Origin of the sequence: Geobacter sp. 60473 (genome assembly GCF_036323535.1) — a bacterium.
GTDB lineage: Bacteria > Desulfobacterota > Desulfuromonadia > Geobacterales > Geobacteraceae > Geobacter > Geobacter sulfurreducens.
Map to the genome: position 1 here is coordinate 2,457,473 of NZ_AP028967.1, position 22,348 is coordinate 2,479,820.

The following is a 22,348-nucleotide window of genomic DNA, read 5'->3' on the forward strand; positions in this document are numbered from 1 at the left end:
ACCATCAATCTCCTTTTGCAAAAAAAGCCGGCCCGGCGCACAACTCGCCGGGCCGGCACGTGGTATCCCTACCTCTTCGTCACATTAGCACCTGTCAGGGCGGCATTGGCACCATCCACCAATATCTCGGCTTCCTTGACCTTTTTCAGGGTGTATTCAGGGGCGTGAACTCCCCAGGAACCGTCTTTCTCTATGGCGGAAACGATGTCCTTGGCCTGGTTGATCATGACCTGAATCTGGGCTTTATCGGCTTGCGCCTTCCTGGAGGAGGCCAGCAGCGGATCGAGTTTGGTGAAGTTTTCCTGCAGCCCCTTGATCCCTTTTTTCACCGGTCTCTGCCATGCATCCACAACCTCGAAGATCTGTTTCTGATCGGTAAAGTGCAGTTGTTTAGGCAACTGGGACTGAGCGCCGCTGTGGCAGCCACCGTTATTGAGGAGATTGCCGTCACTGAAGCTGGTACGGCCGCACGACCACATCAGGTCGATAGCCGGCTTGCCATCCCTTTTGGTAAGGCGCCAAGGTCCTCTGAAATCGCGGCCCTTGCCTTCAGGCGGGTTGAGTGTTTTTTCATCCGGGGAGACATTGATCTTCCAGATGTGGGCAGCCCGGGTGTTGTCAAAGCCCCCTTTGTCGGGAAACTGGATCGTTGCGAAGTTCTCACAGCTCATCATAACCGGCATGTGGCAGCTGGCGCACTTATGGGTGCTGTGAGCCGAATTGTTCTTAAAGAACTCAGACTGGGCAGAGTGGCAGTCCTGGCACTGTTTCTTGAGTCCTGGCACGGTGTAGCTGTCTCTCCAATCGTTCTCGGTCACCTCATGGGGATCATGGCAGGTGCCGCAACGCATGCCCTTTTGATAATGCTCGGAGAAATAGGCCTGTGAACCTTCCGTGCCACAGGAGGGGCAGGCGCTCTTGAAGTAGGAGCTGAGCTGGTGTTTCGGGTCTTTTTGGGCTTCATCTTCATTATAGGCAAAGCGCTGGTGGCAACGCTCACAGTTGGACGGCATGCCGGCACCTCGGGCGCCTACCAGGTGAGCGCCGGCGCCATGGCATTCCTCGCAGGAAATACCCTTGTTTATCGTGTGCTTGCGCAGCTCCTCCGGCTTACCAAGGGCGGCAAACAGCTCTTTCTGACTCTTGAAGTCGAATTTGAAGGTGTGGCAGACTTCGCAGTAGGAACTGGCCGGCTGGAACAGCATATTCTTCCTGTACTTGGCGCCATATGAGGTCATGCCCCACACGCTGGAGCTGCTGTCGCCAAAATCAGCCAGCTTGGTGGGGAAACCTGGCACAAACTCTGCGATCTTCTTGGCCATCTCCGGGGTTAAAGACTGCCCCCAATGTTTTGAATGCTGGTTGCCGCCGGCTACCATCCTGCCTGTCAGGTCGCGCAGCAGACCATCTTCAACGTGGTATGTCCCACGCACCAGCCAGGCATCGAGAAAGCCGTACTTGGTGCGGGGGGTGCCGATAATGGCGTAGACCATATCGGGGGTGATACCCTTCGGCAGGATAGCCAGATCCTTGGTGCCGTAAAGGGGTGCATTCAGGTCCTTGTTGGGCAACTCCACCATTTCGTCGGGGAAGCGAACCACAAGTGCATGGCGAGAACGGCTCCATTTTTCATACTGGGCAGGATGGCATTCGCCGCACTTTTTGGCGCCGACAAATTTGTTGGGCAGGTCCAGGATGGATTCCATGCCAAGCCGGTAGGTCATGGCAGTCTGCATATTGACCTTCTTGGCATAATCCTTGCCACCGCCGAACTCGACAAACTCCTCTTCACGATCGCTGATCTGGTACTTGCCGACTAGACGTCCATCCTTTTCGTACTTAAAAAGCGGGTGGTTTTTCTTCAGAAAATCATAGAACTCTTTTTCCTGCTCCACATACCCTTCCAGGGTGCGCACGTCACCAGCTTCCGACTTGCCGTGATCCTTGCGCGCCCCTTTCTCGGTGGCATGCAAAGACTGTAACAACAGCAACGGCATGCAAAACACTCCCAAGGCAATGATGCTTTTCACTAAATTCTTCATTTTACCGCTCCTTTCAGGTTTATCGGCCCAGTAACTGCGTTGCAACAAAAACCACCACAAAATTGCATAACAACACAGAACTTTAGGTTCATCCAAGATTTGTGCAAGGAGGGTGCCCAACAATTTGTTGTTATTTATCGGCTAGATACATCGACATAAAGGCAGGCAGCCCTGGTACATTTAGCACAGGCTAATAAAGCTGGAAGGAAGTGGAGGCGGTATTTGTCTGGGGTTGTGGCGGCTGGTACTATCGGCGCAGCAAGTTCAAACGGCGTAAGGGTACTTAAATCAGATGACTTCGGGCCTTCCTGCGATTGATCTTTTTATTGAGGGCATTGCGAGAGATGCCCAGCAAAGTGGCGGCAACCCCCTGGTTGCCGTTTGCCAGATCCATGGCTTGCCCGATTAACACGGTCTCGGCCTCATCCAATGTCGGCATACGCTGCTCATCTCCGTTATGCAGCATGATGGTACACTTGGCCGTGTCATTGATTGCGGTCTTGGTTGAGATCTCGAAGCCAATCGCCTTTCTGAAACTATCGATGGCAAGGACACCATGGGTGTGCCTTGCCACCGCATCAAAGACCATGGCCATCAGCTCACGCACATTTCCGGGAAAACCGTAGGCATCAAGATAAGACAGCAACTCCGGGGGATATGTCGGGGGCTTCTTTCCCAGGGTATTGGCGGCTTCATGAATAAAACAATCCAGCAGCAGTGGTATATCGCCTTTGCGGTCTCTGAGAGGCGGGATGGTAATCTGGTGCGTAAAAAGCCGGTAGTAGAGATCAGCCCTAAAGGTGCCCGAATTCACCATCTGCCGGAGATCACGATTGGTCGCAGCAATTATCCTGGCATCCGTTTTCTTGGGAATATCCGCCCCCAATTGATAATACTTCCTTTCCTGCAGCAAGCGAAGCAACTTGACTTGTGAAGTTTCATGGAGATCGCCGATCTCATCCAGAAAGATGGAGCCACCGGCAGCCTGGGCCAGGAGCCCCTCGCGATGATGCTCCGCACTGGAGAAGGCACCTTTCACATGCCCGAACAAGGTATCGGAAAACATCTGGTCATCAAGTCCGGATATATTTACAGCAATAAAATCCCCCTTGCGCTCACTGACTTTATGGACAGCCTCGGCAAGCAACTCCTTTCCTGTGCCTGTTTCACCGGTTATCAAAACCGGCTCCGACGTGATCGCAATGGCTTCAAGGTACTTCATAAGGGCGATCATGTCCTGGTTTTGAGTCTTGATCGAAGAAAATGCTTCCTGATGGCGCAGATATCCGGACTAGAGTCGACGATGCGCAAACAGGGGCGTCCCCGAAAGGGGATGAGAGAAAAGTAGCCTGTCCCCTTTTCTGCCCCCCCTTTTCTGCCCCCGGGACCCAAGAAGCCCTTCAACTGTTGATTGATGCAGGAAACTGCTTGATAGCGATCGATATCGTGTCCGGAAATTCTATCCGGAATTGCACGCAAAAGGCCCTTCACGATGATTTCATCTGTTCATAATTTTGTCCTGACAACCGCGACTTTTATCGCTGCGATAAGCATGATTTCCTGCGGCGCTGATTCTGCAGATTCTACTCCAAGCCTGCCTGCCCAACGGCCGTTTTACGATTTTCAGTACAACCTTGATCAACTGACGGTCGGCATCAGGTTGTTTCACCCTGATTATCCATATTCACCACGAATCGATATTTACGAAGGCGCTACTCTCTGCGATTCGCACCCTCTCACGACACAGACCAGGAATTTGACATTGCAGAACAGCTCCAAGTGCCGGGACTTCACCATCAACCTTCAGTATGTTCCTGCCGCTAATGCCTGTCAGCCGGGGGGGCTGTACCTTCAGTCAGGTAGTGTTACGAATCCCGCTGACGGCCTGACAACCAATTACACTGCCATGACTCTGGCGGCTTGGGACCAGAATTACAATAGGGTGGTGCCCTGGCTCACGCCATTCGATACACCAAGCCTTGTGAGCCAGATGTCTCAATCCGATTATGTGCATGCGAACCCGCTCAGTACTGTGGGCCAGTGGACATATCAACTGGATTATGCATCATCTGCCATTCCGCCGGATGGCTGTTCGCTCCAGACAAATCTCGATGTGAGCATTTCCCCTGCGGATGAAACCCTGGGAGCGCGCGTGTACAACTACACCATACGGGAGACGAACGTTGGCGGGCAAATAACCGCCAGTGTCACCCCTAATACTGCGGGCGCACCAACGGCGTCTGTTACGCTTGATGGAACAACAAGGCATCTTTCCTTTGTTGGCCTGGATGTCCTGCGGGAAGCCAATATTCAAACGTCTATGGCGTTCGATTCACCAGCTCAGGTTAGCCCGGTCACGGCCATGTTCGCTCCAATGCGGCCTTATGTCAGAATTGAATCAGAACTCTTCCTGAACTCTCTCAATGGATTCCCGATTGGGTCATTGGCATCGCATGTGGCGAAGTTTTTTTCGACCATCACTATGCCACTCATGGGTTTCTACGATCCATTGTCGTTAGAGCCGCAAGTAAATGCGAACATCGGCGTATCGTTGGCAACGCCACTTTCTATCCAAGGACAAGTTGAATATGTTGTCACGCCCATCGCACTGATCCCGAATTACACGTTCAGGCCGGGGTTCGATGACCGAACCGATTGTACGGCCGTGCCTGATCCAGGGCTATCCTGCAGGCTGGACAGCATTATAACCAACTACAACGCCACGAACGGCGTGCCTGACAGTGCCGCGCGTTACATTCTGGACGTCACTCTGTATAGCCGAACAGGCGGAACGTATTATCCGGTAATCGACATGCCAAAGGTCGTGATTCCGGTGTCTGAGACGAACTAGCATGAGCAGATGTGCGGGAACGCCGGACGGGGCAGCGCGCGGTTAACAGGAAAGAATTATGAACCGTCACGCAGGTCGCGCCGCGACACGTTGAACAAGACCAAGGACTCTTGACTCCGTCGCCGAACTAAGATAAAGGATCAATATGTTGAAAAGAACCTTCACAGCCCTGATCGTCGTAGTCGTCACCTTGTGACGACTCGTAGCTTGCCTTGTTAGCGCAAGGAGCGCGGGTCACCTTCCCGCGCTCTTTTCGTATCCGCTTCTTGGAATCGAAGGTCGCGAGGGGGAAACATCTCGCGACTATTTTATTTCCAAAAGGAGCACTATCATGCAGATCACCCCGCGTATCCATGCCATCAACATCCCCTTTACCGTGCCAACCCCATCCGGAACTATTAACCGATCAGTCAACGTGCTTAATGGTACCATGTATTACTTCGAATCCTCCTTGTCGTGGGCAACGATTGATTTAGCTAACATCTGGGGCTGGAACGCTGCAAGAAACTATTTTCATGACGCTCTAATCTTTGCTGACCCCTCTGATAAAGAACTCTATAATAATAAATTGTATTTTAACAATGTCGTGGCACAATAATTGATAGAGCCCCGGCTCGTAACATCTGGTAACAAAGAAATTCCCCGAAAATGGGGTAAGTTGAAAAAATCGGACACCAATGTTAATTACCCCATTTAACGGAGGTGTCGAAATGATGAGAGGTCCTAACAGTCGCTACTCGAAGGAGTTTCGGAGCGAGGCCGTGAAATTGGTTGTTGAAGACGGCGTGTCTGCCTACGAGGCATCCCGCCAGCTCTCCCTGCCGAAGTCCACCCTTGAAAATTGGGTGAGAGCGTTCAAGGCCGGGAAGCTCGGGGACATCGGGGGCCAGCAGCGCCCTTTGACCGAGGTCGAGCAAGAACTCGATCGGGTCAAGCGGGAACTGGCCCAGGTCAAGCAGGAGCGCGACATCCTAAAAAAAGCCGCCGCGTACTTTGCCAAGGAGTCGCTGCCCGGTACGCGGTGATCAAAGAGCTTCGATCTGAGTTCCCTGTGCCTCTGCTCTGCCGAACTCTGGAGGTTTCGCCAAGCGGTTATTACTCTTGGCTGAAGCGCCCGGACTCGCCACGTCAGAAAGAGGAGACACGGCTCGTCATCGAGATCAAGGCGGCTCACAAGAGAACCCGGGAAACCTACGGACCGGAACGATTACAGACCGATCTCGCCGAGCACGGCGTTCGGGTCGGGGTCCACCGGATCAAGCGCATCCGTAAGGCACATGGCATTCGCTGCAAACAAGTGAAGAAGTTCAAGGCAACAACGAACTCCGACCACTCGCTGCCGGTTGCCGAGAATCTTCTGGGGCAGAACTTTGCGGCCGAAGCCCCCAATCAGGTCTGGGTAACCGATCTCACCTACATCCCCACCGCCGAGGGCTGGCTCTATCTCGCCGGCCATAAAGACCTCTTCACCGGAGAGGTCGTGGGTTACGCGATGGGCGAAAGGATGACGAGGAACCTGGTTAGCCAATCCCTTTTCCGCGCCGTGGCGGCCAAGCGTCCGGCGGCAGGGTTGATCCACCATTCGGACCGGGGCAGCCAGTATTGCGCCCTGGAGTACCGAAAATTACTTGAACAGTTCGGCATGCAGGCGTCGATGAGCCGCCGAGGCAACTGCTACGACAACGCCCCCATCGAGAGTTTCTGGGGAATGCTGAAGAACGAGTTGGTCCATCATCGCCGCTACGCCACCCGGCGCGAAGCGATGCAGGAGATCACAGAGTATATCGAAATCTTCTACAACCGCCAAAGGCGCCAGAAGCGATTGGACTATCTCTCGCCTGCTGCCTATGAGCGGAGATATTTCAAAGAGCTAAGAGCAGCATAGGGCTTTGGTGTCCGCTATTGACGACCGACCCCAAAATGTCTTATTGATCCCAGCCGTCTCGCGTTCAGTCAACAGGATACTGCATGTCACCAATCAAGCTGCTGATAATTGACGATGAATTAGATTTTAGGGAGAGCATTGCCCTGTATCTTCAGGACGCCGGTTTTGTTGTCCTGGAGGCTTCAAATGGCCGTGAGGGTCTGGACCTGTTCGATCATGACCGTCCGGATATAGTTTTTACCGACCTGCATATGCCGGTTATGGATGGTTTTGAGTTCATTGCCGAGTTGGCTGGTAAAAGCCCGGCCACACCGATCATCGTGATCTCGGGGATAGGCCATGTCAAGGAAGTGACCCGCGCAATGCGGCTTGGCGCCCGGGATTATCTCGTAAAGCCGATTCTGGATATGGATGACCTGAAGCTTGTCATCATGAAGGCTTTTCGCGAAAATTCACTGATTAAAGAAATAGATTCCCTCAAAGACAAACTGCTGAGCTGGGGTCGGTCGTCAATAGCGGACACCAAAGCCCTATGCTGCTCTTAGCTCTTTGAAATATCTCCGCTCATAGGCAGCAGGCGAGAGATAGTCCAATCGCTTCTGGCGCCTTTGGCGGTTGTAGAAGATTTCGATATACTCTGTGATCTCCTGCATCGCTTCGCGCCGGGTGGCGTAGCGGCGATGATGGACCAACTCGTTCTTCAGCATTCCCCAGAAACTCTCGATGGGGGCGTTGTCGTAGCAGTTGCCTCGGCGGCTCATCGACGCCTGCATGCCGAACTGTTCAAGTAATTTTCGGTACTCCAGGGCGCAATACTGGCTGCCCCGGTCCGAATGGTGGATCAACCCTGCCGCCGGACGCTTGGCCGCCACGGCGCGGAAAAGGGATTGGCTAACCAGGTTCCTCGTCATCCTTTCGCCCATCGCGTAACCCACGACCTCTCCGGTGAAGAGGTCTTTATGGCCGGCGAGATAGAGCCAGCCCTCGGCGGTGGGGATGTAGGTGAGATCGGTTACCCAGACCTGATTGGGGGCTTCGGCCGCAAAGTTCTGCCCCAGAAGATTCTCGGCAACCGGCAGCGAGTGGTCGGAGTTCGTTGTTGCCTTGAACTTCTTCACTTGTTTGCAGCGAATGCCATGTGCCTTACGGATGCGCTTGATCCGGTGGACCCCGACCCGAACGCCGTGCTCGGCGAGATCGGTCTGTAATCGTTCCGGTCCGTAGGTTTCCCGGGTTCTCTTGTGAGCCGCCTTGATCTCGATGACGAGCCGTGTCTCCTCTTTCTGACGTGGCGAGTCCGGGCGCTTCAGCCAAGAGTAATAACCGCTTGGCGAAACCTCCAGAGTTCGGCAGAGCAGAGGCACAGGGAACTCAGATCGAAGCTCTTTGATCACCGCGTACCGGGCAGCGACTCCTTGGCAAAGTACGCGGCGGCTTTTTTTAGGATGTCGCGCTCCTGCTTGACCTGGGCCAGTTCCCGCTTGACCCGATCGAGTTCTTGCTCGACCTCGGTCAAAGGGCGCTGCTGGCCCCCGATGTCCCCGAGCTTCCCGGCCTTGAACGCTCTCACCCAATTTTCAAGGGTGGACTTCGGCAGGGAGAGCTGGCGGGATGCCTCGTAGGCAGACACGCCGTCTTCAACAACCAATTTCACGGCCTCGCTCCGAAACTCCTTCGAGTAGCGACTGTTAGGACCTCTCATCATTTCGACACCTCCGTTAAATGGGGTAATTAACATTGGTGTCCGATTTTTTCAACTTACCCCATCCACGTTCTCTACATACAATTATCTGCCACGCTTCATCCCCGTATGGCGTTTGGCGATCTATGCTGTTTTGCAGTTTGTCCAATTCCGGCCCGGTCAAAGGTGCGTTAACGTACTCTGTCCACTGGCTCGGCAACTCAATAGGCAGTTCGTCCAGCGACCCCCTCATGGATCTGGAAAGGTGAGAGCTCCACTCCCAGTCAGCTGCGCTGGCAACGATGTTGGCCTTAACCGGATTCCCTTCAATGTAGCGTATCACTGTCAGCAGATGACCATCGTCCTGAACGATAAAACTCTTGTATCGCCCCTGCCAGACATGACCGCTGGTTCCATAATGTCGGTGATACCGGCGGACATGGCTTGTCATGAGCCACTGCATCCATCTGCTAAGTTCTGCACCCGAGTCTGGTCTGACCAACAGATGGAAGTGATTCGGCATCAGGCAGTACGCCAATAGCGTTACTGGAAATCGTTCGCCTGCCTCGCCGAGCAACTTCACAAACGCCTGATAGTCTTGATCTTTGTGGAACACCTGCTGGCGCCCGTTACCACGGTTGATAAGGTGGTATATTTCTCCGCCAGCATGTCCGCGTACGATTCTTGGCATTCCACTACCTCAAAAAAGTAGCCTGTCCCCTTTTTCCCCCTTGCTGAAAAATAACGTGCCGTTCAACTTGGAGAAGTTCATGGCAACAGCATAGAGCTGGAGGGGATGGAAGCAGCTACAACGTTCAACTGGAGCCACATGGGGCGAGCATGATCACGACCGTGAAAGATGAGTAACAGTGCGTCTTTGAACGCGAACCGGTCGATTGGCCGATGCCCGGATACCTGTCGCTTGGATTAGAGCTCCGTCCCGCTCCTTACATACATGAGTCGATTTCTTGCTGTTTCGGTGTGTTCTGCCCCTCGCCTGAGCCCGGCACTAACTGCGATTCTCCGTCAGGATTAATCCCGACGCTTTGAATGGGACGGCATGAGGGTACGGTACAGTTTCCAGGTCGCGAAGGTGATGCCTTCGCAGCCGCTGCCAATTGTAGTATCCGCAGCGGTGTGAACCTCGATAGGTGTTTGGTGCAGGACCTTTCCTTCTGGCAAAGGTTCCTGACTCTGATGATTCCGAAATGAAGTCAGAACAGAGAAACTGCTGATCCGATTCATTTAAAAAGCGATTCAAAATCGTCAGGGCTCTTTTTTGCCCTTGACGGACGGGGGCCTAATAAGGGTTATGCGCTCTTTTCTAGCTTTGCTTCTGCCAGTTTGCAGATAAAATTGTATCCCCACGTTCCAAGCACCGGGAGGGTTCCCCACTCATCTCTTTGTGCTTCTCGAATCGACTCGGCTCCACGGAGGATCATCGTTCCTGGCCCTCCTTGAGCAGATAGCAAAAGAGGAAGTTCAATATGATCTTCCTCCAAACGTCTCTCTCCGATTATTACTCCACCTGTCATTATTATCGCTTTTATATGCATATTGCCGAAGGCAATCAGAGGACAGTCCGCAATATCTTCACTTGTTGGAGGTTGGTTGCCTAGCCAGTCAAGCAGTCCTCCAAAAAATGCACGATTTTTTGAAGGGATTTCTGTTGCATTAACTTGAAGGACTCGACCACATGCATATTTCCCAGACGGCAGTGGGACGGACCAAAATTGTCCGGGACGTAAATATGCTGTCGACTTTGGTTCAAACGGGTATTTCATTTTTCTCTCGCATAACGTCATAAGCCTGACCGGCTAGTTTTGGGGCCGGTCTTGGCGCAGGATACTATGTAAGGCCCCCCTTGGGCATACGGATTTTTGCCGTATGCTGGACTTTGCGAGAACCCATTCTCCAAAGGAGGCCTTACCCATGAGATTTTACACAAAAACTCACAAACACTACTGCGGAATCGATCTTCATGCGAAGAAAATGTTCCTCTGTATCCTGGATGCACAGGGCGAGGTGCTCCTGCACCGCAACATCTCAAGTTCGCCGGAGGCCTTTCTCAAAGCAGTCGCGCCTTTCCGTGATGGCTTGGTGGTCGGCGTGGAATGCATGTTTGCCTGGTACTGGCTTGCCGATCTCTGCCGTAAGGAAGGAATCGAATTTGTCTTGGGTCATGCCCTTTACATGAAAGCCGTCCACGGCGGGAAAGCGAAAAACGACAAGATCGATTCCCACAAGATCGCGGTGCTGTTACGCGGCGGCTCGTTCCCTGTTGCTTACGTCTACCCTCCGGAGATGCGCGCTACCCGCGATCTGCTGCGCCGTCGGACCCATATGGTACGAAAGAGGGCACAACTGTACGCTCACATCCACAATACAGCTACCCAGTACAATCTGCCGGAAATCGGCGTCCATCTTGCTGTTGAGAGCAACCGGCAAGGGGTAGACAAACACTTTCCCGACCCGCAGGTTCGAAAGATCGTGCAGGTCGATTTGGCAATGATCGATGCCTATGACGACGTTCTCAAAGCCCTGGAATGGGACATCGAGAAAACAGCCCGCCGTCATGACTGGCATACACTCCTGCTGCTGCGCTCTATCCACGGTGTCGGGCAAATCCTGGCCCTGGTGATGCTCTACGAGATCCACGACATCAATCGTTTTGAGTCGGTTCAGGATTTCGCCTCTTACTGCCGCTTAGTCAAATGCAGTCACGAATCAGCCGGGAAGAAGAAAGGCAGCGGCGGCGCCAAGATCGGCAATGCGCATCTGAAGTGGGCCTTTTCCGAAGCAGCCATGCTGTTCATCCGTTACAACCCGCCGGCCAAGAAGCTGGTGGAGAATCTGGCCAAGGTACATGGCAAGGGAAAGGCTATCGGAATCATAGCGCACAAGCTGGCGCGGGCGATCTATTACATGCTGAAAAATAACGTGCCGTTCAACTTGGAGAAGTTCATGGCAACAGCATAGAGCTGGAGGGGATGGAAGCAGCTACAACGTTCAACTGGAGCCACATGGGGCGAGCATGATCACGACCGTGAAAGATGAGTAACAGTGCGTCTTTGAACGCGAACCGGTCGATTGGCCGATGCCCGGATACCTGTCGCTTGGATTAGAGCTCCGTCCCGCTCCTTACATACATGAGTCGATTTCTTGCTGTTTCGGTGTGTTCTGCCCCTCGCCTGAGCCCGGCACTAACTGCGATTCTCCGTCAGGATTAATCCCGACGCTTTGAATGGGACGGCATGAGGGTACGGTACAGTTTCCAGGTCGCGAAGGTGATGCCTTCGCAGCCGCTGCCAATTGTAGTATCCGCAGCGGTGTGAACCTCGATAGGTGTTTGGTGCAGGACCTTTCCTTCTGGCAAAGGTTCCTGACTCTGATGATTCCGAAATGAAGTCAGAACAGAGAAACTGCTGATCCGATTCATTTAAAAAGCGATTCAAAATCGTCAGGGCTCTTTTTTGCCCTTGACGGACGGGGGCCTAATAAGAGTTGGGCTGAGTTTCAATAATTAGATATTTACATAATCAATAATATCCTTAAAATTTGTCATATTTATAATGCTATCTTTCCACTGTCTCTTATTTGTAGGATCTGTAAAATGCGGGTTAACACATAATGTATCTGCACCAGATTTGTATGCAGATACGTCATTTATTGAATTACCAATGTACATAACTTCACTCGTAGTAAATCCATTTTCTGATGCTATCTTTTCAATGTATGTCGCTTTACCTTCAAAGTCGAAACTGGTCCCAATGATTTTGACTAAATTTTGTTGGTCATTAAAGATCATGTTATTAGCTCGGACATCATTGAAGTAAGCTATATTGTCACCTAAAACAATATCTATGACCTGCTTAATGGAGCCAGATGCGATATACATTTTTACACCGCATGATTGAAAATACTTCAATGTTTCTTCTACGCCAGGCACAAGATATATGTTTTTTGCTATTTCTTTTAGGTGACTTAGCCCAAAGTTCTTTTTTATGAAATACTCTGCTGTAATATCACACCATTTCTGATGTGATATTTCTTTCTCGATGTACTGTAGAAAATATTTTGAGCATAGGCTGTTTTCATAACCTAGTAATTCCCAAATTGTTTGCCATGTGGTTTTGCCACTGTTACTGTTGTCCCTCAATGTTAATGTGCCATCGAAATCAAAAACAATTGCTCTATGCTTAAATAGTGATCTCTCGCCTGACGAATGGAATTTACTGCTTAAACTTTCTAATTTATACAATTTATAGTAATTTATATATTCTGTACCAAAACCATTCTCTTTACCTGTTTTTAAATCTTTGGGGCAATCTAGAGCCTTTTCAATTTTGCTTATATCTTCTATCGAACAGTTTTGAAAAATATCAGGATCATCCAGTTCACGATTTTTCTTCAATCGCTCCAATCTATCTAACTTCTGAGAATTAATTTTTGTCTTTGATGATAATGCTTTGAAGCTCATTTTTCGCTGATGTCTGTAATAAAACATTTTGTAAGAATTTATTTTAGAATTTCTGCTTGATAGTTGACTGTTTTTAAATGTAATTAACGACTCTTTAAACAGATATGCCCACTGAGTTTTAAGATGGTTTATTATTTCCTCAGAAGTATTAAAAGACCTAACGTAGTTGCCCATATTCAATTCATATATTTCATCTATTAGTACAAATATGTTTGGATCATCAACGGTGGCATATTGTAGAGTCAAATCTTTTTTATTTTTCCTGTATGTCTTATGCTCCTATAAAACTTCATTCTTTACAAATATGTAGGTATACAAATTCTCTTTTCTTGCTGTTAAGAACTCTTTTTTTGTAATTGAATTATAATGCAGGATGCCATTTTTTTTAATTTCAGGTTCATCTGTAGCTTTTGAACCATATCGCCCCGCAATAATCGAAACCAAAAAATGACAGTTTTTAACCTCATCATAACAGGAGTTATCAATAGTTTTTTCAGGGTTAAAAAATACACCGCCTTTTTCAAAAGCAACCGAATAATAACCGATATTATCGATTATCCATCGGTGAACGTTGTGCCTGATCTCCTCTAAATCCAAGTAAGTTGAGCTCAAAAACACTTTGGGTGTCGGCATTTTTAACTCCTTCTTTTTTAATCGGTTCAACGGGCTGAGGGAGTGCAGATTTAACGCACCACCCGATGGTTATACAATTATCAGTCGTGCTTATACCACCTGTCCGGCCTTCTCAGCGTCTGTTTCTTTTGGAAGTGCTCAAGATCCTTTATAAGCTCTTCAATTTCTTTATTTTCAATTTGAAGCTTCTTATGCAATTCTCGAAACTCAGCTGGGGGAGATACAGTCAGTGTTTCATACTTCGTTAGACTGTTCAGCAGCTCTCTTGCCTCATTATCGACTTTTCCTGATTTATTGAACTCTTCTATAATGGCTCTGCCGTGATCCCACAAAAGAAACTGATCGAAGATGAGATGCGTTTCTTTTATCTCTTTAGCAGTTAGTCCGACTTTTTTCACCGCCTCGTCGATTACTTGACGCAACTCCATTTTCCTCTTAAGGCCCATTCCGCCCCAGCGTCCTTCTGCCGCCATTATCACTAATACTGTTGAAGCGAGGTCTGCAGCTAAGTCCTTAAGACTTGATGTCGTTGCGTATGCTTTCTCGACGGCCTTCTTAAGTTCTGCTTCAAAACCAGCACCTTTAATTTTTTGAAATTTGTCAAGGTTGGCAAACGCCATCCCTATTGCTCCGGCGACAATAGAAAGGGACATCGCGCCAATATTCCCTGCATACCCGAACGCTGTAGATACTCCGAGCAAAAAAGCGAATGAGATACTAAAAACCCATTTATTCATTTCCATATCATCCTCAATTATTCCTATGTTCAACGGTTAGGAAAATCACCTGACGGTTTTGGTCAGGTGCATTTTTCTGGTTGAAACATTTCTGTCAGCATATGCTTTCGTTATTTCAATTTTACGACTGGTAATCATCAATCAGTTCAAGGTATTCGACTAAGTCGCGGAGGCTTTTTTTGTTAGTTAATTTGTCTAAAAACTCCTTACTGAAAAACCATGTATAGAAAAGGAGGTAACATGCTGACAAAAAATACAAGGAATACATTTTAATATTTGCTACGCTTCCGTTGGTTGAAAAATGCCAGAATATACTATTTATAAAATTACCAATGAGCCCAAGAAGGATTCCCAAAATAAATATGGTAGCTTTATGCTCAATAATTGAAACAGAGTATATCGAGAAATCATTCCGAATCAGACTTAGTATTTCCTCCTTTTTCTCAATCATAGTTTTGTTTTCAAGTAACTTCTCTTTAAAGAGATAAAATATTATAAACCTAACGTCAGATTTCATTGTATTTTTGTCGTATTCTGACATAGCTTTAGGAAAAACAAATTCCAAATAAATTTTGCGAATCCACAAACAAATAAGAAAACTGGCAACAATCCATGCGATTACAAAATATGTTAAATTGCCTTCTGCAAATTTGAAAATGAGAAATGGAGGAATCCAGAAGCACATAATTATTACGAATAATACAATTAATTGTCTCAGTATAATTTTCTCAGTTTCATTCTTAAGGCTTATGGTCTCGTTAAGTAAATGTCTTGTAGTCATTTCCTATTTATTTCCTTTCAACGTGATGAGCCTTGACCTGTCGGTTTCTAGGGCAGGTCTAAGGCGTTGGTTGGAACTCCCGCAGTACGTCCTAAATTCACACTAGCGACTCAGCCTGTGTCGAATCTCGTATTCGGTTTCTGGTCTGTAGCAGCCTAAAATGATGTGCTCAAAGAAGGCGATAGAAACTGTCTTAAAATCAACTGTCTTGATTTTATTAACTGCTTCATCGATTAGAGTTTCCGAGGTTTTGACCAAATTTGAAGGCTGATGGGGTCAGGCTTGACAGATTACAACTTCAAGCTCACGCCCCCGTCCTAGTCTATCAGCAATTTTCCAATCCATTTTTAGTTGCTATTCCAGCCTTATGACTGCCGCACTCATGAATGAGACTCTCGTCCGAACCTCTTGGCAAGATCAGTCAATATTGCATTGCTGATCGCCTGAACCGCTCATGCGCCACTCCCCGTGCTTCGGTGGTTTACGCGCCATGCGAAAAGGTTATAGCTATCTTTCAATCTTTCAAGCCTGACCCTGTTATCTTCCCTATTATCTTCCTATTTTGCTTCGTTGACGTTTGCTTCAATAAGTCCATTCTCGTCGAGCAAACAAGATATCTTATGTTTGAGCTCAAGATTGAAACTATTCTTGGCGGTAAAGGTTGACATTACTCGTGTTCTTCCGTTTGGATGTTCAGTGATACTAAGGTCCATCACTCTCGAAAATTTAACAGTGCTAGGATGAGATGCTTTCGAGATGGCATAAGACTCGCACAAATCAATTGCTTTTGCTTTATCTATATGTTTTGCTGCGGCAAAGGTTTTACCTTTTTGAATATCAGATTTTGCGAAAAAGACGTTGAAAGCGTTAGCGCCTTTGCCACAGGTAACAAAAAAGACTGGATCTGATTTAGTTCCTTTGCTATTTGACATATAGGTACTTGAAGGGTCAATATCCTTGCAGCGAGGGTTGTCACGATGAATCTTATTGACACCTGCTATTATTACTGATTTGTAGGTGGAGGTTTTTTTATCCCAAGTGAAGTCGGCATCGGTAAATATCTGAGCACCTGAAGCCTCTTTTTTGGGCTTTCGTAAAGCAGTACTTTGTACCCAGCCGATGTGTGATTCACGAAGCCAATCAGGCTCTGTGACCTTAACAAAAGACCAACCTCCTTGAGTGCATTCCTCATATACAGTTACTGAGTTGTCTATCGTGGTATATTGTGTTCTTTTTAAGATACTTGTAGCTTTTTGGTTTATTAGTTTGTCGAATTTCTTCCCTGGCCCCTTCCTAATACTGATATCAGAGCCTGTTACTTTATAAGTTTGTCCAGTTTTACTACTTTCTTTACCGCATTGCTGAACATCGGCGGCAACGACAGTTGCAGGGACGACTGACAATAGCATGAGAATTAAAAGGCCTCTGGTCCCTGCTTTTTTTCTTCTAATCATTTTACCCTCCTTCAGCGTAACGGCTCGGCAGTTGACTCGCCAGTCCGGCCTTTTCGGGAGGGCGGCGTCCAACTGTCTGGTTGGAATATCCAATTATTTCTACTTCCAAAGGCAGACCCAACTGTTCGTCGGGGCTTCACTCAAGTACGAATCTATTATTCCGGAATTCAGGAATGTCTGGAAACGTAAACGCAGCATAGTCACGAAGCCAGCGCATTTTTTCACGAACTCGTACGGGATATTTCTCCCAACCACGAGTAGCGGTTATTACTGCACGCCCTGCTGTTTCTGCTGTCATCCCACGCAGGTAGTCAATAAAGCATGCGCCATCCGCTTCACGAACCAGCGCTGGTCTTGGCTCAAGTGCGGGAGAGGCTCATGGGGTCAGGCTTGATAGATTGCAACTTCAAGCTCACGCCGCACCCGTCCTAACCTTTCAGCAATTCCTTGATCTATTTCTCGTCGCTGTTCCAGTCTTCTGACTACACCACCCATTGAATGAGACGTCTCGGCCGAACATCTTGGCAAGATCACTCAACGTTGCACTGCTGCCCACCTGAACCACCCATGCGGCCACTCCCCGTACTTCGGCCGCACATCTCTTCTGCCCAGGAGACGCAAGCTCCTCTTCCTCGATCAATGGATAGTCCGCGTCCGCACTACGCACAATCACCGCTCATTAGCACCATCATGTAAACACAGCGCGACTATCTCAGGGCAAAGCGGTGCCGTCAAGACAGGAAAATCCTGATGGATTGAGGTGTTCCGGGTTCGATTTTGAGGAAGAAACTATCGCCCTGGCGGGTGCGACGGCGGGATCTTACGCGGTGGGGATCACAACGTCACGGATGACATGCCGGTGCATTCCCTGACAAATCTACTGACCAACAACCAGCTTCCCGATTGCGGCCCATGTTTCACATTCGCTGACACCTTTCTGCCGGTTGTCGCGAACGATCTTTTCTGCCTTGTCGAGTACGACCCTGGCTTCGCGGCGGTCTCGCTCGCGCTCTACGGGCACGGTTTTCATCGTCTGGAGCATGCTGTCGACCATTTCACGGCACTGGGCCTCGCTCGGCGCCGGGTAGCCGGCATGGGACGGCACCGCACGCGGGAGCGCCAGCAGAAAGCAGATGCACAGGAGCAGCGCGAGGTTTCGTGTTCTCCTCCGGTTCGAGGGGCAGCCCGTGCCGGATTCTGCGGTTTCGTTGTTCATAGTGCCGAGCCCTCCCGTCATGCGCATGTGCCCCACCCTCCCGCTCAGTAGCCGTAATCCAGGCTCTCGATCCGCACCACCCGGCCGTTTTCCAGGATCACCTGGTACTGGAACTGGTTGGGACCGAAGTTGAAGATCCAGTCATCGATGGAAACGGTGGTCAGCCGCCGCCCGCCGCTGCTCTGCCACTCACGCGCGACTCTTCTGTCTTCGCGGCTCGTGGCGGTGGCGGGCTGGCCGCATTTGGCCAGCACTTCCCCTGCCGTGGTCCCGATGGAGACGATGCCCTTGGCGCACATCATGGTGCCTGTTTCGGTGGCGCCCCCAACTGCGGGCGCTGCCGTGGCCAGCAGTGCGGCGATAACGATGCGAAGCGGTGCGTTCATGGTTCCCTCCCCGGACGACCCCGGCCATCCCGTGCCATGAATTCTGTGTAACCGCCCGAAGGGCATAAGTCAAACAGGGACATGAAGAAAAATGCCCCACCGTCACGGAGGTGTGTCTTGCGTCCGGGTCTGCGGTCGGCTATAACAGGGGGCGAGAGGGGGGACGCCACACCATGCCGAGCCAGCTTGCCATTGCGCCGCTTCTGAGCGGCTTCGGCCTCGGGGCCGGACTGATCATGGCCATCGGGAGCCAGAATGCCTTTGTGCTGCGCCAGGGGCTCAAGCGGGAGCACGTCTTCACGGTGTGCACGGTCTGCTTCGTCTGCGACGCGGTGCTGATCGGGCTGGGGGCGGGGGGCTTCGGCACGCTGGTGGGGTCGTCGCCGCGGCTCATGGGGCTCACCCTGTGGGGCGGGGCGGCCTTTCTCTTTGCCTACGGGCTCCGTTCGTTCCACGCGGCCCTGCGACCGGAGAAGCTGGAGGCGGCCGACGACGGCGGCAGTTTGGACGGGCTTGCCAAGGTGGTCCTGACCACCCTGGCGCTGAGCCTCCTCAATCCCCACGTCTACCTGGATACGGTGCTGCTGCTGGGGAGTCTGGCGGGGCAGTTCGCGGGACGGTCCCGGCTCTTCTTCGCCCTGGGTGCCATGGGTGCTTCGCTGGTCTGGTTCTACGGGATCGGCTACGGGGCCAGGGTGCTGACGCCGCTCTTCCGCAAGCCCGCGGCCTGGCGGGCGCTGGACCTTGTGGTGGGCTGCACCATGTGGGGGATTGCGGCGAACCTGATCTGGTCTGATCTGACGGGAGGATGAACGGAATGTTCGGGATCGAGAACTACGGGAGCTTTATCGCGGCGATTCTGGTGTTCCAGGCGGTGCCGGGGCCGGGGACGCTGGCGATCCTCAATGCCACTGCGCGCAGTGGTGTGGGCGCGGGATTCGGGGCCGTGGCCGGGACGCTGGTGGGGGACTTCGCGTACATGATCGGGGCCGTGCTGGGCCTGGCCGCGGTGATGGCCGCCTACCCGGCCGCGTTCACGGCGCTGCAGTGGTTCGGCACGGCCTATCTCTGCTGGATGGGGCTGAACCTGCTCAGAACGCCGGTAGCTGGCAGCGATGCCGCGCCTGCCCCGCGCACGAGCGGGTGGCGCCATTTCCGGCAGGCCTTCCTGGTGAGCATCACCAACCCCAAGGTGGTCCTGTTCTTCCTGGCCTTTTTCCCGCTGTTCCTGCGCCCGGACGCCCCGCCGGCCACGCTCGGCGCCCTGATCGCGCACGTGACCGCCATAAGTTTCCTCTATCAGGCGGGGCTCGTGCTGGCGGGCAATGCGGTGGCGCGGAAGCTGTCGGCGCTGCCGTCGGCGCGCCGGGTCGCTACACGGCTGGCAGGGCTGGCGCTGATCGGGTTCGGCATCCGGCTGGCCGCGAACAGCCGGTGACCGGAGTCCCTGCCCCCCCGGAACCATTCCGTTGCAGCAGGCGTTTTTTTGTCTTGACCCGTCTATCGGTTCACGGTTTAGCGTTATCTCCGTCACGGCCATGACAGACCTTCAACGCTGAGAAAGGAGCATGACGATGAACCGGACGGTAACGGTGGAAGAGTGGGTGGCGAGGTTCAGGGCCATCGGCCTGGACGACGAAGCCATGGCGCAGTGGCATCGGCTGTTCGAGCGGGAGAACCCGGCCGGCCACCAGTGTTTTCTGGAGTGGCTCGGCCTCCCGGCCGAACGGATCGCCGAGATCCGCAGAACCTACGCGTAGGACGGATGCCCCCGGCTGTCGGCCGGGGGCTTTCCCGGAGGTGCCATGTACCGGATTGGCCAACTGGCGCGGCAGTTCGGTTTGTCGCGCAGCACCCTGCTCTACTATGACCGGATCGGCCTGCTTTCGCCCTCGGGCAGGAGCGAGGCCAACTATCGCCGCTATTCGCCCGCCGACCGGGACCGGCTCGAAGCCATCTGCTCACTGCGCCGGGCCGGGGTGGATATCCGGGGGATCGGGGCCATCCTGGCTTCGGCCGGCGATGGCGCCACCGAGGTGCTGCATCGCCGCCTCCTTGAAATCAACCGGGAGATCGGCGCGCTGCAGATGAAACAACGGATGCTGGCGGGGATGCTCCGCCTTAAGGGCGAAGGGGGCCCCCGCACGGCGGTGGACAAGGAGATGTTCGTGGCGATGCTCCGGGCCGCCGGCATGGACGATGCCGCCATGAAGCGGCTCCACACCGAATTCGAGCAGCACAGCCCCGAGGCCCACCATCAGTTTTTGCTCTCCCTGGGCATCCCGGAGCAGGAGGCGCTCAGCATCCGGGCCTGGTCGGCCGGAGGGGAAGAACCGGGGACGCCCCCTGCCGCGGAGCGGTGAACCAGGGAAGGCGTCCCGGGCAATCTAGCGGTTTTCCATGAGGTTCTTCAGGATCTGGTTTGCCTCCTTGAGCTTCTTGTCGAGCCGGTTCAGCTCATCGGCGGTATAAACGGCCGTTCCCTTGGCGATCTCGGTCCGGAGCCGGGCGATCTTCTGCTGGAGGCTGTCGGTCTCACGAGCGCAGTTACGCACCAGCATCTCGCACTCTTTGGCGCACTGTTCGTCCATGGCCTTGTGTGCGGCCCCATGCTCGACGGCCAGGGCAGGCATGACGGAGATGAGAGTAAGAGTTAGTGCCGTGGCAATTCGCTTTTTCATCGGTGTTCTCCTTGCGGGGTGGTGATGCGGCATCGTTGCCGCTGTTCATGCCTTCTCTTTTTCACAACCCGTACCAAATCATTACCTATTGATTTTGCTGGCTTTTCAGGCTAAACACCCTCCTGCGCCGACACCGACTGCACAGTATTCCCCTACAGGTGGAGAATATTCTCTGCCGCCCCTATCCCGCAGCCCAAAATGCATATTGCATAGATAGCTCAGGATGCTATAACCATAAGGCACTGCCCGGCGCTGCCGGGGCATCGCACCCAATATTCCTTCAGACCGGACGGAGCAGCCCATACCATGAAAAAGCGCATCTTTCTCACCATCCTCGGCCTGGTCGCGGTCATCGCCGTGCTGGGCGGCATCAAGGCACTGCAGATCGGCGCCATGATCGACCAGGGCAAGAAGTTCGTCCCGCCGCCCGAAACCGTTTCAACGGCGCCGGTGAAGGCCGATTCGTGGGAAACGGCCCTCACGTCGGTCGGCACGCTGACCGCGGTGCAGGGGGTCACGGTGGCGGCCGAACTGCCGGGCAAGGTGGTGCAGATCGCTTTCGAGGCGGGGGCGCCGGTGGCCAGGGGGGCCCTGCTGCTGCGCCAGGATACGAGCAACGAGGAGGCCCAGCTGCCGGGCGCCCAGGCCGAGGCGAAGCTGGCCCGCGCCAACCTGCGCCGCTCGGATCAGCTGCTGGCGGAGGGGATCATCGCCCAGGCCGACCACGACAGCGCCGTGGCCACGGCCAACCAGGCCCAGGCCCAGGTGGACAACATCCGGGCCACCATTGCCAAGAAGTCGATCCGCGCCCCCTTTTCGGGCCGCCTCGGCATCAGGCAGGTGAACCTGGGGCAGATCCTGCGGGAGGGGGACCCCATCGTGACGCTCCAGTCCATGGACCCGATCTTCGTGGACTTCACCCTGCCCCAGCAGCAGCTGTCGCAACTGCGCAAGGGGCTGACGGTGCGGGTGACCACCGACGCCCTGCCCGGCGAGACCGTCGAGGGACGGGTCACCGCCATCAATCCGGAGGTGGATGCCGAATCGCGCAACATCAAGGTCCAGGCCACGGTGGCCAACAGGGGTGAAAAGCTGCGCCCCGGTATGTTCGTGAACGTGGCGGTGGGGCTCCCCGTGCAGGAGAAGGTGCTCGCCATCCCGGCCACGGCGGTTCTCTATGCCCCCTACAGCGATTCGGTCTTCGTGGTGGAGGATGACAAGGACAAGAAGGGGAAGGTGCTGCGCCAGCAGTTCGTACGCCTCGGCACCAAGCGGGGCGATTTTGTGGCGGTGACCAGCGGGCTCAAGGAAGGCGAGCAGGTGGTGACCACCGGCGTCTTCAAGCTGCGCAACGGCCAGGCGGTGGTGGTGGACAACAAGCTCGCCCCCTCCTTCCAGCAGGCACCGAAGCCGGAGAATAATTAGACACCCCAAAAACTGCCAACGCTTCTAACTGCTTGTTACCATGACAAAACCTGACAACTCGACAGCTCATCTCACCCCCCTGCCTTCGGCTTCCCC

At 52.6% G+C, this 22,348-nt stretch carries 22 protein-coding genes; 10 read left to right on the top strand and 12 right to left on the bottom strand.

From position 1 onward, the window contains the following. Positions 1–68: 68 nt before the first annotated feature. A complete protein-coding gene (locus AABA48_RS11125) occupies positions 69–2,042 on the bottom strand; it encodes a cytochrome C (RefSeq protein WP_286350524.1) in 1,974 nt (657 codons plus the stop codon). Positions 2,043–2,325: 283 nt separating this feature from the next. After that, on the bottom strand, positions 2,326–3,264 hold the full coding sequence (locus AABA48_RS11130) for a sigma 54-interacting transcriptional regulator (protein ID WP_338270291.1): 939 nt from the start codon (positions 3,262–3,264) through the stop codon (positions 2,326–2,328). Between the two features lie 270 nt (positions 3,265–3,534). On the opposite strand from AABA48_RS11130, the gene AABA48_RS11135 reads away from it, so the two are divergent. The 4 genes from AABA48_RS11135 (at position 3,535) to AABA48_RS11150 (ending at position 7,323) form a co-directional block, all read left to right on the top strand. Continuing rightward, the gene (locus AABA48_RS11135; RefSeq protein WP_338270293.1) at positions 3,535–4,893 is read left to right on the top strand and encodes a hypothetical protein; all 1,359 of its coding nucleotides are present in this window, start codon (positions 3,535–3,537) and stop codon (positions 4,891–4,893) included. 331 nt (positions 4,894–5,224) lie between these two features. Then, positions 5,225–5,491 carry a hypothetical protein gene (locus AABA48_RS11140; protein ID WP_338270296.1) on the top strand — a complete coding sequence of 89 codons (267 nt, stop codon included), beginning with the start codon at positions 5,225–5,227 and terminating at the stop codon, positions 5,489–5,491. A gap of 112 nt (positions 5,492–5,603) precedes the next feature. After that, positions 5,604–6,778, top strand: a protein-coding gene (locus AABA48_RS11145) for an IS3 family transposase (protein WP_338270298.1) whose coding sequence is annotated in 2 segments (ribosomal slippage) — positions 5,604–5,874 and positions 5,874–6,778 — 1,176 coding nt in all. Because the reading frame shifts where the segments join, the coding sequence is not laid out codon by codon here. 83 nt (positions 6,779–6,861) lie between these two features. After that, a complete protein-coding gene (locus AABA48_RS11150; protein ID WP_338270300.1) occupies positions 6,862–7,323 on the top strand; it encodes a response regulator in 462 nt (153 codons plus the stop codon). Here AABA48_RS11150 and AABA48_RS11155 read toward each other — a convergent pair. The 3 genes from AABA48_RS11155 to AABA48_RS11165 form a co-directional block, all read right to left on the bottom strand. Continuing rightward, positions 7,309–8,483, bottom strand: a protein-coding gene (locus AABA48_RS11155) for an IS3 family transposase (protein ID WP_338270298.1) whose coding sequence is annotated in 2 segments (ribosomal slippage) — positions 7,309–8,213 and positions 8,213–8,483 — 1,176 coding nt in all. Because the reading frame shifts where the segments join, the coding sequence is not laid out codon by codon here. The genes AABA48_RS11150 and AABA48_RS11155 overlap by 15 nt on opposite strands. A gap of 13 nt (positions 8,484–8,496) precedes the next feature. After that, on the bottom strand, positions 8,497–9,150 hold the full coding sequence (locus tag AABA48_RS11160; RefSeq protein ID WP_338270302.1) for an REP-associated tyrosine transposase: 654 nt from the start codon (positions 9,148–9,150) through the stop codon (positions 8,497–8,499). Between the two features lie 619 nt (positions 9,151–9,769). After that, positions 9,770–10,243 carry an Imm26 family immunity protein gene (locus AABA48_RS11165; protein ID WP_286350299.1) on the bottom strand — a complete coding sequence of 158 codons (474 nt, stop codon included), beginning with the start codon at positions 10,241–10,243 and terminating at the stop codon, positions 9,770–9,772. A gap of 148 nt (positions 10,244–10,391) precedes the next feature. On the opposite strand from AABA48_RS11165, the gene AABA48_RS11170 reads away from it, so the two are divergent. Beyond that, positions 10,392–11,438, top strand: coding sequence for an IS110 family transposase (locus AABA48_RS11170; RefSeq protein ID WP_338270090.1), 1,047 nt, complete (start codon positions 10,392–10,394; stop codon positions 11,436–11,438). Between the two features lie 544 nt (positions 11,439–11,982). On the opposite strand, the gene AABA48_RS11175 is transcribed toward AABA48_RS11170, so the two are convergent. The 6 genes from AABA48_RS11175 to AABA48_RS11200 form a co-directional block, all read right to left on the bottom strand. Beyond that, positions 11,983–13,113, bottom strand: coding sequence for an HAD-IB family phosphatase (locus AABA48_RS11175; protein WP_338270304.1), 1,131 nt, complete (start codon positions 13,111–13,113; stop codon positions 11,983–11,985). Positions 13,114–13,218: 105 nt separating this feature from the next. Continuing rightward, positions 13,219–13,572 carry a DUF4062 domain-containing protein gene (locus AABA48_RS11180; RefSeq protein ID WP_338270307.1) on the bottom strand — a complete coding sequence of 118 codons (354 nt, stop codon included), beginning with the start codon at positions 13,570–13,572 and terminating at the stop codon, positions 13,219–13,221. An 80-nt stretch (positions 13,573–13,652) separates the two neighbouring features. After that, positions 13,653–14,309 carry a hypothetical protein gene (locus AABA48_RS11185; protein ID WP_338270308.1) on the bottom strand — a complete coding sequence of 219 codons (657 nt, stop codon included), beginning with the start codon at positions 14,307–14,309 and terminating at the stop codon, positions 13,653–13,655. 1,338 nt (positions 14,310–15,647) lie between these two features. Further along, a complete protein-coding gene (locus tag AABA48_RS11190) occupies positions 15,648–16,544 on the bottom strand; it encodes a hypothetical protein (protein ID WP_338270310.1) in 897 nt (298 codons plus the stop codon). An 877-nt stretch (positions 16,545–17,421) separates the two neighbouring features. After that, positions 17,422–17,787 (bottom strand): hypothetical protein, encoded by a 366-nt coding sequence (locus AABA48_RS11195; protein WP_338270312.1) that lies wholly within the window; start codon positions 17,785–17,787, stop codon positions 17,422–17,424. 17 nt (positions 17,788–17,804) lie between these two features. Further along, positions 17,805–18,146 carry a DUF2845 domain-containing protein gene (locus tag AABA48_RS11200; protein WP_010943403.1) on the bottom strand — a complete coding sequence of 114 codons (342 nt, stop codon included), beginning with the start codon at positions 18,144–18,146 and terminating at the stop codon, positions 17,805–17,807. Positions 18,147–18,319: 173 nt separating this feature from the next. Here AABA48_RS11200 and AABA48_RS11205 point away from each other — a divergent pair, with 173 nt between their 5' ends. The 4 genes from AABA48_RS11205 to AABA48_RS11220 all read left to right on the top strand — a co-directional run bounded on the left by AABA48_RS11205 (position 18,320) and on the right by AABA48_RS11220 (position 20,509). Continuing rightward, entirely contained in the window at positions 18,320–18,958 is a 639-nt protein-coding gene (locus AABA48_RS11205; RefSeq protein WP_286350532.1) for a LysE/ArgO family amino acid transporter, read from the top strand. Between the two features lie 5 nt (positions 18,959–18,963). Then, positions 18,964–19,584: a LysE family translocator gene (locus tag AABA48_RS11210; RefSeq protein WP_338270319.1), complete on the top strand. Its 621-nt coding sequence runs from the start codon at positions 18,964–18,966 to the stop codon at positions 19,582–19,584. 136 nt (positions 19,585–19,720) lie between these two features. Beyond that, complete coding sequence (locus tag AABA48_RS11215) at positions 19,721–19,906, top strand: hypothetical protein (protein WP_324311859.1); 186 nt, start codon at positions 19,721–19,723, stop codon at positions 19,904–19,906. Between the two features lie 45 nt (positions 19,907–19,951). Then, positions 19,952–20,509 (top strand): MerR family transcriptional regulator, encoded by a 558-nt coding sequence (locus AABA48_RS11220; RefSeq protein ID WP_338270322.1) that lies wholly within the window; start codon positions 19,952–19,954, stop codon positions 20,507–20,509. Between the two features lie 24 nt (positions 20,510–20,533). Here the strand turns inward: AABA48_RS11220 and AABA48_RS11225 are convergent, their stop codons facing one another. Continuing rightward, a complete protein-coding gene (locus tag AABA48_RS11225; protein WP_286350536.1) occupies positions 20,534–20,827 on the bottom strand; it encodes a hypothetical protein in 294 nt (97 codons plus the stop codon). A 306-nt stretch (positions 20,828–21,133) separates the two neighbouring features. Here AABA48_RS11225 and AABA48_RS11230 point away from each other — a divergent pair, with 306 nt between their 5' ends. Continuing rightward, positions 21,134–22,252 (top strand): efflux RND transporter periplasmic adaptor subunit, encoded by a 1,119-nt coding sequence (locus AABA48_RS11230; RefSeq protein WP_338270324.1) that lies wholly within the window; start codon positions 21,134–21,136, stop codon positions 22,250–22,252. Positions 22,253–22,348 lie beyond the last annotated feature (96 nt).